Source organism: Aminobacter sp. J44 (assembly GCF_007829415.1).
Classification (GTDB): domain Bacteria; phylum Pseudomonadota; class Alphaproteobacteria; order Rhizobiales; family Rhizobiaceae; genus Aerobium.
The window spans coordinates 67,893-81,297 of sequence record NZ_VLJG01000007.1 but is presented as its reverse complement, the minus strand read 5'-3'; the positions used below and the strand labels follow the sequence as shown (position 1 = coordinate 81,297).

The 13,405-nt window shown below is 63.6% G+C and carries 10 protein-coding genes, 1 pseudogene and 1 riboswitch; of the genes and pseudogenes, 5 read left to right on the top strand and 6 right to left on the bottom strand.

Annotated features, from left to right (window positions below; all coding sequences use genetic code 11):
* Nucleotides 1-10 precede the first annotated feature (10 nt).
* Nucleotides 11-136, top strand: a riboswitch (TPP riboswitch).
* A 35-nt stretch (nucleotides 137-171) separates the two neighbouring features.
* The 4 genes from thiB to L610_RS04095 all read left to right on the top strand — a co-directional run bounded on the left by thiB (nucleotide 172) and on the right by L610_RS04095 (nucleotide 5,161).
* On the top strand, nucleotides 172-1,173 hold the full coding sequence (gene thiB / locus L610_RS04110) for a thiamine ABC transporter substrate binding subunit (RefSeq protein WP_144702691.1): 1,002 nt from the start codon (nucleotides 172-174) through the stop codon (nucleotides 1,171-1,173).
* Nucleotides 1,149-2,792, top strand: a complete 1,644-nt coding sequence (thiP, locus tag L610_RS04105) for a thiamine/thiamine pyrophosphate ABC transporter permease (RefSeq protein WP_246658914.1) — start codon at nucleotides 1,149-1,151, stop codon at nucleotides 2,790-2,792. The genes thiB and thiP overlap by 25 nt, the downstream gene beginning before the upstream one ends.
* Entirely contained in the window at nucleotides 2,789-3,499 is a 711-nt protein-coding gene (gene thiQ, locus L610_RS04100; protein ID WP_144702688.1) for a thiamine ABC transporter ATP-binding protein, read from the top strand. The genes thiP and thiQ overlap by 4 nt, the downstream gene beginning before the upstream one ends.
* 174 nt (nucleotides 3,500-3,673) lie before the next feature.
* Entirely contained in the window at nucleotides 3,674-5,161 is a 1,488-nt protein-coding gene (locus L610_RS04095; protein ID WP_144702685.1) for a M48 family metalloprotease, read from the top strand.
* An 11-nt stretch (nucleotides 5,162-5,172) separates the two neighbouring features.
* On the opposite strand, the gene L610_RS04090 is transcribed toward L610_RS04095, so the two are convergent.
* The 5 genes and pseudogenes from L610_RS04090 to L610_RS04070 form a co-directional block, all read right to left on the bottom strand.
* Nucleotides 5,173-6,030, bottom strand: a complete 858-nt coding sequence (locus L610_RS04090) for an RNA polymerase factor sigma-32 (protein WP_144702682.1) — start codon at nucleotides 6,028-6,030, stop codon at nucleotides 5,173-5,175.
* A 222-nt stretch (nucleotides 6,031-6,252) separates the two neighbouring features.
* Complete coding sequence (locus L610_RS04085; RefSeq protein WP_024849311.1) at nucleotides 6,253-6,825, bottom strand: CarD family transcriptional regulator; 573 nt, start codon at nucleotides 6,823-6,825, stop codon at nucleotides 6,253-6,255.
* A 385-nt stretch (nucleotides 6,826-7,210) separates the two neighbouring features.
* Nucleotides 7,211-7,549, bottom strand: coding sequence for a ferredoxin FdxA (gene fdxA / locus L610_RS04080; protein ID WP_144702679.1), 339 nt, complete (start codon nucleotides 7,547-7,549; stop codon nucleotides 7,211-7,213).
* 128 nt (nucleotides 7,550-7,677) lie between these two features.
* Nucleotides 7,678-7,962, bottom strand: a pseudogene (locus L610_RS04075) (RNA-binding S4 domain-containing protein); the annotation flags it as partial.
* Nucleotides 7,963-11,055 (bottom strand): helicase-related protein, encoded by a 3,093-nt coding sequence (locus L610_RS04070; RefSeq protein ID WP_144702673.1) that lies wholly within the window; start codon nucleotides 11,053-11,055, stop codon nucleotides 7,963-7,965.
* Nucleotides 11,056-11,765: 710 nt separating this feature from the next.
* Here L610_RS04070 and aqpZ point away from each other — a divergent pair.
* Nucleotides 11,766-12,455 (top strand): aquaporin Z, encoded by a 690-nt coding sequence (gene aqpZ, locus L610_RS04065; protein WP_024849314.1) that lies wholly within the window; start codon nucleotides 11,766-11,768, stop codon nucleotides 12,453-12,455.
* Nucleotides 12,456-12,669: 214 nt separating this feature from the next.
* Here the strand turns inward: aqpZ and L610_RS04060 are convergent, their stop codons facing one another.
* Entirely contained in the window at nucleotides 12,670-13,392 is a 723-nt protein-coding gene (locus L610_RS04060) for a beta-ketoacyl-ACP reductase (RefSeq protein WP_024849315.1), read from the bottom strand.
* Nucleotides 13,393-13,405 lie beyond the last annotated feature (13 nt).

The following is a 13,405-nucleotide window of genomic DNA, read 5'->3' as shown; positions in this document are numbered from 1 at the left end:
TATCTCTTTCCCTGCTCTAACGGGGTGCCCGGTACGCGAAGGCGTGTCCGGGCTGAGAGGCAAGGGACGCAAGTCCAGCCAACCCGCTGAACCTGATCCGGCTCGTACCGGCGGAGGGATTAGACGCTCGACATGGCGCCAATTCCCTTGCAACAACCAGAGGAGGCGCCGATGCGCAGACAGTTTCTTTCGCTACTTGCTCTTTCGACCGCTCTCGTGGCCGTTCCGGCCGCGGCGCAGGACAAGCTCACCATCTACACCTACGAAAGCCTCACCGCCGAATGGGGCCCCGGCCCTGTCGTGAAGAAGAACTTCGAGGAGATCTGCAACTGCACCGTCGACTTCGTCGCGGTGGCAGACGGCGTGGCCCTGCTCAATCGCGTCAAGCTCGAGGGCAAGAGCACATCCGCCGACATCGTGCTCGGCCTGGACACCAACCTCACCCATGAGGCGAAGGAAACCGGCCTGTTCGCGCCGCACGGTATCTCGCTCGACAAGGTCGACGTCCCCGGCGGCTGGAGCGACGACACCTTCGTCCCCTTCGACTACGGCTATTTCGCCATCATCCAGGACACGGAGGCGTTTTCGACGCCCTACAAGAGCCTGAAGGACCTCGTCGACGGCTATCCGGAACAGAAGATCGTCATCCAGGACCCGCGCACCTCGACGCCGGGCCTTGGCCTGCTCCTGTGGGTGAAGGCGGTCTATGGCGACAAGGCGAGCGAAGCCTGGGAGAATCTCAGCTTGCGCGTCCTGACCGTCACCCCCGGCTGGAGTGAGGCCTACAGCCTGTTCACCAGCGGCGAGGCGCCGATGGTGCTGTCCTACACTACCTCGCCCGCCTATCATGAGATCAACGAAGACTCGACCCGCTATAAGGCGATGGCCTTCGAGGAAGGCCATTACCTGCAGGTGGAAGTCGCCGCCGCGACCACCAAAGGCGCGGAGAACCCGCTGACGAAGCAGTTCCTTGAATTCATGACTGGCCCCGGCTTCCAGGACGCGATCCCCGAGACCAACTGGATGTTCCCGGCCGGCGAGACGTCCGGCCCGCTCAACCCGGCTTTCGACCGCGCGGTGAAACCGGCGAAGACGCTCGCCTTCTCGCCCGAGGAGATCGCGGCCAACCGCGATGCCTGGATCCGGGAATGGCTCGACGTCATGAGCCGCTGAGCGCGCGGATGGGAGTCTACCGCGACAGCCGCGTCCTTGTCGGCATCGCCGGTCTCGCGGCGGTCGGGCTGCTGATTGGCGGGGCATTCGCAGGGCTGATCAGCGAGGCGCTCGACGACTGGTCGGGCGCTGCTTCTGCGTTTGACTCCTACCTCTTCCGCATCACCCGCTTCACGCTGTGGCAGGCGCTGCTGTCGACGCTGCTGTCGGTCTGCCCGGCAATCCTCGTCGCCCGCGCTCTTGCACGCCACCCAGTCTTCTGGGGCCGCAGCTTTATCCTGCGGCTGTTTGCGCTGCCGCTGGCAGTGCCGGCGATCGTAGCATCGCTCGGCATCCTTGCTCTGCTCGGCCGCGCCGGCATCTTCGCCGATGCGCTCGCCTGGCTTACCGGCGAGCCGTGGCAGGGCATCTACGGCCTTTCCGGCATTCTGGTTGCCCACGTCTTCTTCAACCTGCCGCTCGCCACCCGCTTTCTGCTGCATGCGCTTGACACGGTGCCGACAGATCAGTGGCGGCTCGCCGCCCAGCTTGGCATGGGGCCACGGACAACGTTCCGCCTGATCGAATGGCCGGTGATGCGCGCGGCGCTGCCGGGCGTTGCAGGGCTCATCTTCATGCTCTGCATCACCTCGTTCACCATCGTCCTGACGCTTGGCGGAGGTCCGCGCGCGACGACGCTGGAGGTCGCGATCTATCAGGCGTTGCGCTTCGACTTCGATCCTGCCCGGGCGGTGGCGCTGACCGCGCTGCAGATCGCGCTCACCGTCGTCGTGGTGATCCTTTTGGTACGCGCGGGCGCAGACATGGTTGCCGACGCCAACATGCCGGTCGCGCGTCGGCGCCCCAATATGGCGCGCGGCCCCGAAACCTTCTTCAACGCGCTGGTCATCCTCGTGGCCCTCGCCTTCGTCGCAGGTCCCTTCGTCTCGACGATCATCTCCGGGGTTCAGGCCGACCTTGTCCGGCTGGCGAGCGATCCAGCTGTCCATCGCGCCACGCTCACCAGCCTTGGCCTTGCCTTCATTGCCGCAGCGCTCAGTCTGCTGCTGTCGCTGTCGCTCACCATGGCCCGCAGCGCCATGGAGCGCAGCCGCGGTCGGACAGCCTCACCCAGCTTCCTCGAGCGACTGTTCGACACCGGCGCCAGCTTCGTCCTTGTCGTGCCGCCCGTCGTGGTGGGTGCTGGCTGGTTCATCCTCCTCATTGACAGCGGCAGCGTCTTCTCGGTCGCGCCGGTAATGGTGGTGACGGTCAATGCGGTGATGGCGATGCCGTTTGCCATCCGCGCCATCCGCCCCGCCTGGGACGGCGCAGCCGAGCGCCACGACCGGCTCTGCGCCTCGCTTGGCATTTCCGGTATCAACCGCCTGCGCCTGATCGACTGGCCGTCGATCCGCCGCCCGGCCTTCACCGCCTTTGCCTTCGCGATGGCGCTGTCGCTCGGCGATCTTGGCGTCATTGCGCTGTTCGGCAGCGACGTGGTGAAGACCCTGCCCTATCTGCTGTTCGAGCGCATGGGCAGCTATCGCACCGCCGATGCCGCCGGCGTTGCGCTCTTTCTCGGCATCGTCTGCCTCGCGCTGATGATGCTCGTCGACCGCACACGGAGAAGCGCATGAGTGGCGCATCGATCGAACTCGACAATCTCGTCTTCAGCTACGGCGAGACCCGCATGGAGTTCGGCCTTTCGGTACCTGCGTCCTCCGTGATTGCGATCATGGGACCGAGCGGATCCGGCAAGACCACCCTGCTCAACCTGATTGCCGGCTTCGAGAAGCCTGTCTCTGGCAAGGTGCTGATCGACGGCGGAGATGTCACCGGCCTCGAGCCCGCCGAACGCCCCGTCTCGATGGTGTTTCAGGAAAACAACCTGTTTGCGCACCTTTCTGTCGAGGACAATGTCGGCCTCGGCCGCTCGCCCTCCCTGCGCCTGACCGATGCTGACCGCGCCGACATCGCCCGGGCGCTTGCCCAAACCGGCCTTGCCGGGAAGGAGCGCCGTCTGCCGTCGGAGCTTTCGGGCGGCGAACGCCAGCGCGTGGCGCTCTCGCGCGTGCTGGTTCGCGACCGCCCGGTGCTACTGCTTGACGAGCCTTTTGCCTCGCTTGGGCCTGCGCTTAGACGCGAGATGCTGGCGCTCGTCCGTCAGCTCCACTTCGACCATGGGATGACGATCCTGATGGTCACCCACCACCCCGAAGATGCGCAGCTGATTGCCGATCGAATCGCCTTCATCGAGGCGGGTAGCATCGTGGCATTCGAGGACACCACTACCATGTTCTCGCGCACTGCACCTGACGCTTTCCGTGCCTATATTGGTGCCTGACTGCGTCCATTTCGCCCGGATGCGGACATATTTGCCACGCATTGCTCGCTGACTACATGGTATGTGTGCGTTTGCGAAATCGGCTTTGCGAACGGAGCAACCCTTCGCGATCTGCTTCGTTTCATGATGGTTAGAGGAAAGGGCTGGAATCTGCCGACAGCATTGGTTGATCCGATGAGGGACCGGACCTCGCAGTCGCCGGCCCGCCTCGTGCGGCGCGGGCTGATTGCGCTTGCGCTTGGCGTCAGCATGACTGGCTGCCAGGTTCTGAGCGGCGACGAAAGTGCCTTCAAGCCGTCAGCCAACCCTGTCACGGTAGACACGGTCACCCGCGGCGACCGCCTGACGGCGCTGGCGCGCGAGCAGCATCCGCGCATCCTTGCCACCTATGGCGGCGAATATTCTGACCCGAAGCTGGAGCGCATGGTCGCGCGCGTCGTCGGTTCGCTGACGCTCGATCCGGAAAACCCGAACCAGACCTACCAGATCACTATTCTCAACTCGCCGAACATCAACGCCTTCGCGCTGCCCGGCGGCTATCTGTATGTGACACGCGGCCTGCTCGCGCTCGCGAACGACTCGGCTGAGCTCGCGGCGGTGCTTGCGCACGAGATGGCGCACGTGACCGCAAATCACGGTGTCCAGCGCCAGCAGCGTGAGGCCGAGGAGGTCCTGGCGACCAAGGTTGCCACGGAAGTGCTTGGCGGTGACCCGGCTGCACGCGTGGCGCTGGTGCGCGGCAAGCTGCGCCTTGCCCAATTCTCGCGCAATCAGGAACTCGAGGCCGACGCCGTTGGCATCCGCTCCATCGCTCGCGCCGGTTACGATCCGTTCGCCGCAGCCCGCTTCCTGCAGTCCATGGCCGCTTATAGCGCCTCGCGCAGCGTAACCGGCCAGGAGGACCAGGGTCTCGACTTCCTTGCAAGTCACCCGACCGCGCCGCAGCGCATTGAACTGGCGCTTCGCCATGCTCGCCAGTATGCGCCGCCCGGAACCGGCAACCGCGACCGCGACTCCTTCCTTGCCGGCATCGACGGCATGCTCTTCGGCGACACGCCGCAGGAAGGGTTCGTGCGCGGCCGCACCTTCCTGCATCCGAAACTGGGCATCTCATTCTCGGTACCAGAAGGCTTCGTCATCGACAATTCGGCGGCAGCGGTAACGGCGGCCGGCCCCGGCGACATCGCCATCCGCTTCGACGGCGTGTCGATCGACCGGCGCGTGCCGCTTACCGATTACATCCAGTCCGGCTGGGTTGCAGGGCTCGATCCAAGCAGTATCCGCAAGCGCTCGATCAACGGCAACGAAGCCGTCTCCGCCCGCGCGCGCGCCGAGGGCTGGCAGTTCGACGTGACAGTGATCCGAGCCGAGGGCGAGGTCTACCGCCTCCTGACGGCTGCCCCGGCCGCCAGCACCCGGCTGGAGTCAACGGCAAGCGCCGTCAGCAACAGCTTCCGCGTACTCAGCGCCGCCGAGCGCCAGTCGCTCAACCCGCTGCGGGTGAGGATCGTGACGGTCCGCCCGGGCGATACGGTGGCAACGCTCGCGGCTCGCATGGAAGGCGTCGATCGCAAGATCGACATGTTCCGCCTGATCAACGGGATGAGCGAAAGCGCCACCGTTTCAGCCGGCGGCAAGGTGAAGATCATCACGGACAGGTAGCGAAGCGCTGCCTAGGCAGCGTTGCGGTTGCGCGGCTCGTTGTGGCTCAGGGCAAACCGCAACTTTTCGATGGCGCGACCCTCAATCTGCCGCACACGCTCCTTGGAAATCCCAAGCGTCGTGCCGAGCGACTCGAGTGTAGCTCCTTCGTCACGCAGCCGGCGTTCGCGGATGATCTGCAACTCGCGCGGGTTGAGCGTCTTCAGCGCCCGCTGCAGCCACTGGAGCCGTCGCTCGGTGTCGATCGTATCGCCAACAACCTCATCCGGTAGCGGCTTATCGCAGACCAGAAAATCCTGGCGCTCTGCCGTGCCCTCACCTTCCGAACCCACCTGCACATTCAGCGAGGTGTCGGAGCCAGACAGCCGCGCGTCCATCGTCTCGACGTCGCTCACCGGCACACCGAGCGCTTCTGCGAGTTCGCGATAAAGCGCCTCGCCGGTCAGCTCGCGATTGTCCTGCGCGAGCCGAGCCCGCAGGCGTCGGAGATTGAAGAAGAGCGCCTTCTGCGCCGATGATGTGCCGCCGCGCACGATCGACCAGTTGCGCAGGATGAAGTCCTGCATCGAGGCACGGATCCACCAGGTGGCGTAGGTCGAGAAGCGGACCTGCCGGTCTGGTTCGAATCGGGAGGCTGCCTCCAGGAGGCCGACATGGCCTTCTTGGATCAGGTCTGCAGTCGGTAGCCCGAAGTGGCGGAACTTCCCAGCCATGGAGATGACCAGCCGCATGTGCGCGGTGGCGATCTGATGCATGGCGTTCTGGTCACCCTGGCGCCAGCGCAGGGCCAGCTCGTGTTCCTGCTCGCGTTCGAGATAGGGGGCCTTCATGGCCTCGCGAACCATGCTGCGGCGTGCGGAATCGTCCATGTCGCGCTCCATTCGTCGCGGGCGAGCGGGGGGAAAGCTCGCGCACAGGAAATGGGACCGATCGGGAGATCGGCCAGTGCAGCATGAGGGGTGGCCGGATGCTGCGTCAGTAAATACGCAGATCCCGGTCCATAAGTTCCAAAGGTGGCGCAGCAGGAGCAAAAGAAAAGACCCGGCCGTGAGCGACCGGGTCTTTTGGAAGTACTTGAAGCTTTGGAAAGCTTATGCGGCTTCTTCCTGCTCGGACTCCTCGTTGTCCGCCTTCGCGCCGCGGCGCGGGCCCTTGGCGAGATTGAGCTCGATCAGGCGGATAGCCTCGGTGTCCGACATCTTGTTCACGGCAGCGATCTCGCGCGCCATGCGGTCAAGGGCAGCCTCGTAGAGCTGGCGTTCGGAATAGGACTGCTCGGGCTGGTTTTCGGCGCGGTACAGGTCGCGGACAACCTCGGAGATCGAGATGAGGTCGCCCGAATTGATCTTCGCGTCATACTCTTGGGCGCGGCGCGACCACATGGTGCGCTTCACGCGGGCACGTCCCTGAACAACCTTGAGCGCGCGGTCGACGTAGTCGGTCTCGGAGAGCTTGCGCATGCCGATCGTGGCGGCCTTGGCCACCGGCACCTTCAAGCGCATCTTGTCCTTCTGAAAGTCGATGACGAAGAGTTCCAGCTTGTGTCCCGCGACTTCCTGCTCTTCGATGGCAGTGATCTGACCGACGCCGTGAGCCGGGTATACGATGAATTCCCCGGTCTTGAAGCCGTGCTTAGTCGCGGTTTTCTTCTGCTGGGTTGCCATACGCCCTGTACTCCTTCTTTATCACGCGCTATCGAGAGCGCGTGGATTCGCGGCCGACAAGCCGGCCAGCCAACTGCCACGCATGACAAAAAGGCCGCGTCATCCGAAGGAAGCCTTTGTGTCGGGCAAGGTCAAAGAACCGGCCCGACCCAGGTCGCCCTGGTTCGGATGAGTTGCAGCCTTTCGAGATTAAAGCGCTAGCGCCATGAATCGACAATTTGTCATCGGCATGTTGCTAGATATGTAACATAAAAAGTCGCGAGATTCAACAATTTGCCGCATGCGCGAACTTGCGTTGCCGCATTTCGCGCTATAGGGCGAATCAATCGCAGGTCGGATGGCACAACCTTACCTTGCGTAAGGAAGCCCCAAAAATCCACGTATTTCAGTCACCTGAGCCGGGCTCGGACGAGAAGTACTGGTCGAACTTGTCCGGCACGCCGTCAAATTCCTTGGCTTCCGGAAGCTCGTCCTTCTTCGCCGTGATGTTGGGCCATTTTGCCGCATATTCGGCATTAATCTGCAGCCACTTGTCGAGGCCGGGCTCGGTATCCGGCTTGATAGCGTCTGCAGGGCACTCCGGTTCGCAAACGCCGCAATCGATGCACTCGTCCGGATGAATGACGAGCATGTTCTCGCCTTCATAGAAGCAATCGACCGGGCATACTTCCACACAGTCGGTGTATTTGCATCGGATGCAGTTGTCTGTGACGACATAGGTCATGAGTGGCTCCGCCCGGCTTTCAGTCTGCTAGGGTCCGGCGGTGAGGTAAACCCTTCGCCGGATGTGCGCAAGGGTGACCAATCCGCGCAAGTGCGCAATGCAGGAATGCATTTGCGCATCGCCCCTCAGGCTGGTGGTTCCTCGCGCGTCGTCAGGTCTTCGTAGAGGGTACGCGCTTCTTCGGCTGGGCCGCGCCGCTTGCCGGGCAAAAGCACCCGCCAGACGACCACGCCGCGTTCCAGCTTCATCGTCAGCACGTCGCCGGTCTTCACCAGTTGCGCGGCCTGGTCGATCTTTTCGCGGTTCAGGCGGACATACCCCGCCTGAACCAGTTTTGCTGCTAGCGAGCGGGATTTTACCGCGCGCGCGAAGAACAGCCACTTGTCGATGCGTTGCCGCTCGACGCCGTTCATCTACTTCTTGGTCAGCTGCTCGCGCAGGGCCGCGAGCTTGGCGAACGGAGAATCCGGATCGAGCTTGACCGGGCGCTCCTCGCGCGGCTTCTGCGGACGTGCCTGCTTGTCGGCTAACTGCGGCTTACCGCCCTCGCGGCGGTCCCCACGGCCGCCTTCGCGGCGCTGCTGCTTGCCCTCACCACGCTGCTCGCCAGGCTTGCCCTGGAACTTGCCGCGAGCCGGGCGCTCGCCCCTGCCCTCGCCGCCTTCCTGGCGCTCGCCGTCGCGGCGCTGGCCGCGACCGTGCTGGTTGCGGTTCTGGCGCTGCTGGCGGCCCTCGAAGCGGGCCGGACGCCACAGCAGGATCGGCTTCGGCTCTTCGGCAGGCTCTGCAGCAGCAGCTTCGGCAGCAGGAGCTCCCTCCGCAGCGGCCTCAACCGGTGCGGCCTCGGCGGCGGGAGCCTCAGGAGCAGCTTCCTGCGCCTCGCTTGCGGCTTCCGGAGCGGCATCGTCAGCAGTTGCGTCTGCAGCGGGCGCTTCGCCAGCCTCAACCTCGACGGCGGCTTCAGCAGGTGCCTCAGCCGGCTGCTCGGCAGCAGCCTTGGCCTCGGCAGCAGCGTCAAGCTCCGCAAGCTTCGCAGCGACTTCCGCTGCGGGCTTCGCTTCAGCGCGATAGCCGAGGCCCTTCAGCGTCTCTTCCATGTCCTCGGAAGTGGCGCCGAGAATCGACATCATCGCGGGCGTTACGTAGAACGACGCCCCGTCGAAGGCGCCGTCCGGACGCTGGCCGGAGCCGGCACGCCAGGCAAGCGCCGGGCGGATCAGGTCGGCAAGGCGCTCGAGGATGTCGACGCGCACCGCACGGCGGCCAAGGACGCGGTAGCCGGCAAGGCTATAGAACATCGGCTCGAAGGACGGATCGACCACGATCGAGGTGCGGCCAGAGGCAAGGGCGGTGACGACGTCGCCGAAGCCCGGCTTTTCCTTGCCGTCATTGACCAGTGCCCAGAGCAGCGTCAGCAGACCCGCCGGAGCCGGCTTGATCAGCGCCGGGGTGAAGATGTGGAAAGCGCCGAAGCGCACGCCGAGGCGGCGCAGCGCCGCGCGAGCTTCCTGATCGAGCGACTTGACGTCGTTAGAGATCTCGCGGCGATTGATCAGGCCGAAATTCTCGACGAGGCGGAACGCGATGCCGCGCGCAATGCCCGTCAGCTGGTCGGCAGCCTTGAGGTCGAACAGCGGCTTGAGCAGCGTCTCGATCTGGAAGCGCACGAAGCGCTCGGCACGCGCCACGACCTTTTCGCGAGCCGGGCCCGTCAGCTGCTCGTCGGCGAGCAGGATTACGCGCGGTGCAAGCGGATCATCGCCAGCAACCAGAGTCGCGATCGGAGCACCGATCCAGCGCAGCAGCCCGTCCGAAGCAAGCGCGAAGTCGCCATTCGGGGCGTTGGCGAACCGTTCGGCACGCGCCTCGAACTCGGCAGCCAGCGCCTTCTGCGCAGCCGCCTTCATCGCCTTTGCGTCTTCGCCCGCCGCTGTCTGGTCAACCGTAAAACGGAAGCCCTGAAGGGAGCCAACATGATGCCCCTCGACAGTAACGTCGCCGGACGGATTTATTTCAGCTTCAAGCATTGCATTTTCTCTCAGGCGCCTCATGAGCACGGAAGTCCTGCGATCTACAAAGCGTTTCGTCAATCGCTCGTGAAGCGCATCGGACAACCTGTCCTCTATCTCGCGTGTTTTTTCTTGCCAGTGTGCCGGATCGGCAAGCCAGCCAGGGCGGTGTGAAACGAAGGTCCAGGTACGAATCTGCGCAATCCGGTGCGACAGCGTGTCGATATCGCCTTCTGTCGTATCGGCCCGTCGCACCTGTTCGGCCATGTAATCTTCATCGACATGGCCTTTCCGGGCCAGATCAAAATAGATACTGCCAATTATGTCGGCATGTTGTGCCGGAGCAATACGCCGGTAGTCGGGCAGAGCGCATGCTTCCCAAAGAAGTTCGACCCGCTTGGGCGTCGTGGCAAGGCGGCGGACGGCCTCATCCTGCGCCAGATGCTCGAGCGCCCGCTGGTCAACAGCCGGAAGCGCGCGCGTCAGCCCTTCGACCGGCGGCGTCACGTCGATCGAGCGGCGAAGCGCATCAAGACTTGAGAAATCGAACGCTGCCGAGCGCCACTGCAACACCTTCACCGGATCGAAGGTGTGCGACTCGATCCGCTCGACGAGCTCATCCGGGAACGGATCGACCTGGCCGGTGACGCCAAAGGTGCCGTCGCGAACGTGACGGCCGGCGCGGCCAGCAATCTGGCCGATCTCGGCTGCCGTCAGCTCGCGGTACTGGTGGCCGTCGAACTTGCGGTTCTGGGCAAAGGCGACATGGTCGAGGTCGAGATTGAGACCCATGCCGATCGCGTCGGTCGCGACCAGATAGTCGACGTCGCCGGACTGGTAGAGCTCGACCTGCGCATTGCGGGTGCGCGGGCTCAGCGCGCCCAGCACCACCGCCGCGCCACCGCGCTGACGGCGTACCAGCTCGGCGATGCCGTAGACCTCGTCAGCCGAGAAGGCCACGATGGCCGAGCGGCGAGGCAGGCGGGTGAGCTTCTTCTGCCCCGCATAGGCAAGGTGCGACATGCGCGGGCGGGTGATGACCGAAATACCGCGCAGGAGCATTTCGAGAATGCCGCGCATGGTGGCGGCACCAAGCAGCAGAGTCTCCTCGCGCCCACGCAAATGCAGCAGGCGGTCGGTGAAGATGTGGCCGCGCTCAAAGTCGGCGGCGAGCTGCACCTCGTCGATCGCGACGAAAGCGACGTCCGCCTCGCGCGGCATCGCCTCCACGGTGCAGACCGAATAGCGCGCACCCTGCGGGACGATCTTTTCCTCGCCGGTGATGAGGGCGACGTTGGCGGCACCCACCTTTTCGACAACCCGGGTATAGACCTCGCGCGCGAGCAGGCGCAGCGGCAGGCCGATGATGCCGCTCGAATGCGCCACCATGCGCTCGATAGCCAGATGCGTCTTGCCGGTGTTGGTCGGACCGAGCACGGCGGTCACGTCCCGGCCGGATAGGACGAGCGGAGCGTCGTGTCTTTTCTGGAGGCTCATAATGCGGGGTTCGCTCTCCTCGGCGCGGCGGATGCCTCCGTTAGCACACCCCACCCCACAAGCGGAAGATACCGCAGTGTTTTGTAGCAAAAAGGGCGGCGGAAACTACCGCTGTTAATCAACGGAACGAGTCTGGAACGAATCAGCGACGAATCGCTGACTCGGCGTCGTTCCCGTTGCGTTCACCGCTATATGTAGATCCTTGGCGATATTAACCACCATATGCATGCGCATTCGTGCGACCGCGCAGGGAACAACCGCAGGGAGCGGCTGGAATCGTTAACGACGCCAACCTTCGCCCTTTGCAGGCACCAACAAGGCCTTCCCCTCCGCCCTTCAACTTTAAGAATTCATTAGGGTTTCATTTACGTGAAATTTACCTGTTGCGGCCGCACCGCTCATCCCTGTTAACATTCAGGCCAAAGCCGGAACGAATCAGCGACGAATCACTGCCGCGCCCAGTTTCCCGGTTTGTTCTCCACAACATCTGGTATTATCCCCAACCTCCCCACAACTAATCCACAGGTTACGCACAGCGAATCGCACAGACTTTTTCGCGCTCGCGTTAACAATTTCCGCCAGTTGAGCGGAAATTCCCGCAAGTTTTCCCTGCAGTGGCTCGCCGACTGCAACCAGTCGGATTGTCAACCGCCGAAGCTTGGGCGCACATCTTCCAGCGTGGGGGCTCGTGCGTCTTAGGAGGGATTTTCATGACAAGGCGCCTTGTGGCCGAGTTCTTCGGCACTTTCTGGCTGGTGTTTGGTGGTTGCGGCTCCGCGATTTTCGCCGCGGCTTTTCCGGAACTTGGTATCGGTTTCTCAGGCGTAGCGCTCGCCTTCGGACTGACCGTCCTCACGATGGCTTATGCAGCGGGTGGCATCTCGGGCGGCCACTTCAACCCGGCGGTATCCGTTGGCCTGCTGGTCGCCGGCCGCTTCGACGGTAAAGACCTCATTCCATATGTCATCGCGCAATTGGTGGGTGCGGTACTTGCTGGCGCAGCGCTCTACCTGATCGTCAGTGGCAAGGCCGATTTCACTTCGGTCGGCGGCTTCGCCTCGAACGGCTATGGCGAGGCGTCGCCCGGCGGCTATTCGATGACTTCGGCGCTGATTACTGAAGTATTGCTGACCTTCTTCTTCCTGCTGATCATTCTGGGTTCGACCAGCGGGCGCGTCCCGGCCGGTTTTGCACCAATCGCAATCGGCCTTGCGCTGACCCTGATACACCTGATCTCGATCCCGGTGACCAACACCTCGGTCAATCCGGCGCGCTCCACCGGCGTCGCCCTCTTTGCCGAGGGGCCAGCGCTCGCTCAGCTCTGGCTGTTCTGGGTCGCGCCAATCGTCGGCGCTGCGATTGCGGGTGTCGTCTACAAGGCGCTGCTTACCGACGAATAGTGACGCACCGATAAAAACGGCCCCGAAAAGGGGCCGTCAGTTTGTTGACAAACCCTCGACGCACCTTTCCGGAGCCCGAGATTCACGGAACGTCTCAGATTCAAAGTGAGAACGGATCGGAATCAACAAGCCTGATTTGAAGGCTCGCGGAACTTTGTCAGCAGTCTGACGGCCCCGAAAAGGGGCCGTTCCGTTTCCGCTCTCAGCCTCAAGCTCAGGCCATGTACTGCCCGCCATTCGCCGACAGCGTCGAGCCGGTGATGAAGCCCGCCTCGTCGGAGGCGAGGAACAGCACCGAGCGCGCGACCTCTTCAGGCTCGCCGAGACGGCCGACGGGTATCTGGGCAATGATCGACTCCCGCACCTTCTCCGGCACCGCCATCACCATCTCGGTCGCGATGTAGCCCGGGCAGATCACGTTGACGGTGACGCCGAAGCGCGCGCCTTCCAGCGCCAGCGCCTTGGTGAAGCCGATCTCGCCTGCCTTGGCGGCGGCATAGTTCGCCTGGCCGACCTGGCCCTTCTGGCCATTGATCGACGAGATCGTGATGATGCGTCCGAACTTGCGCTCGCGCATCCCCGGCCACACCTGGTGGCTCATGTTGAAGATGCCGTTGAGGTTGGTGTCGACCACTTCGCGCCATTGCTGCGGCGTCAGCTTGTGGAACATGGCATCGCGGGTAATGCCAGCGTTGTTTACCAGCACGTCTACTGGCCCAAGGTCGGCCTCGACCTGCTTCACGCCTTCCGCACAGGCCTCGTAGTCGGCAACCGACCACTTGTAGACAGGGATGCCCGTCTCCTCGTTGAACTTGCGCGCGGCCTCGTCGTTGCCGGCGTAGTTAGCGGCAACCTTGTATCCGGCGTTCTTCAGCGCCACGCAGATTGCAGCGCCAATACCGCGCGACCCGCCGGTCACGAGTGCAGTTCTTGTCATAAGGGCTGTCCCC

Bases quoted from the DNA above. Each gene is read 5' to 3' on its own strand.
- thiB (WP_144702691.1), top strand. From the start codon at position 172: ATGCGCAGACAGTTTCTTTCGCTACTTGCTCTTTCGACCGCTCTCGTG.
- thiP (WP_246658914.1), top strand. From the start codon at position 1,149: ATGGCTCGACGTCATGAGCCGCTGAGCGCGCGGATGGGAGTCTACCGC.
- thiQ (WP_144702688.1), top strand. From the start codon at position 2,789: ATGAGTGGCGCATCGATCGAACTCGACAATCTCGTCTTCAGCTACGGC.
- L610_RS04095 (WP_144702685.1), top strand. From the start codon at position 3,674: ATGAGGGACCGGACCTCGCAGTCGCCGGCCCGCCTCGTGCGGCGCGGG.
- L610_RS04090 (WP_144702682.1), bottom strand. From the start codon at position 6,030: ATGGACGATTCCGCACGCCGCAGCATGGTTCGCGAGGCCATGAAGGCC.
- L610_RS04085 (WP_024849311.1), bottom strand. From the start codon at position 6,825: ATGGCAACCCAGCAGAAGAAAACCGCGACTAAGCACGGCTTCAAGACC.
- fdxA (WP_144702679.1), bottom strand. From the start codon at position 7,549: ATGACCTATGTCGTCACAGACAACTGCATCCGATGCAAATACACCGAC.
- L610_RS04070 (WP_144702673.1), bottom strand. From the start codon at position 11,055: ATGAGCCTCCAGAAAAGACACGACGCTCCGCTCGTCCTATCCGGCCGG.
- aqpZ (WP_024849314.1), top strand. From the start codon at position 11,766: ATGACAAGGCGCCTTGTGGCCGAGTTCTTCGGCACTTTCTGGCTGGTG.
- L610_RS04060 (WP_024849315.1), bottom strand. From the start codon at position 13,392: ATGACAAGAACTGCACTCGTGACCGGCGGGTCGCGCGGTATTGGCGCT.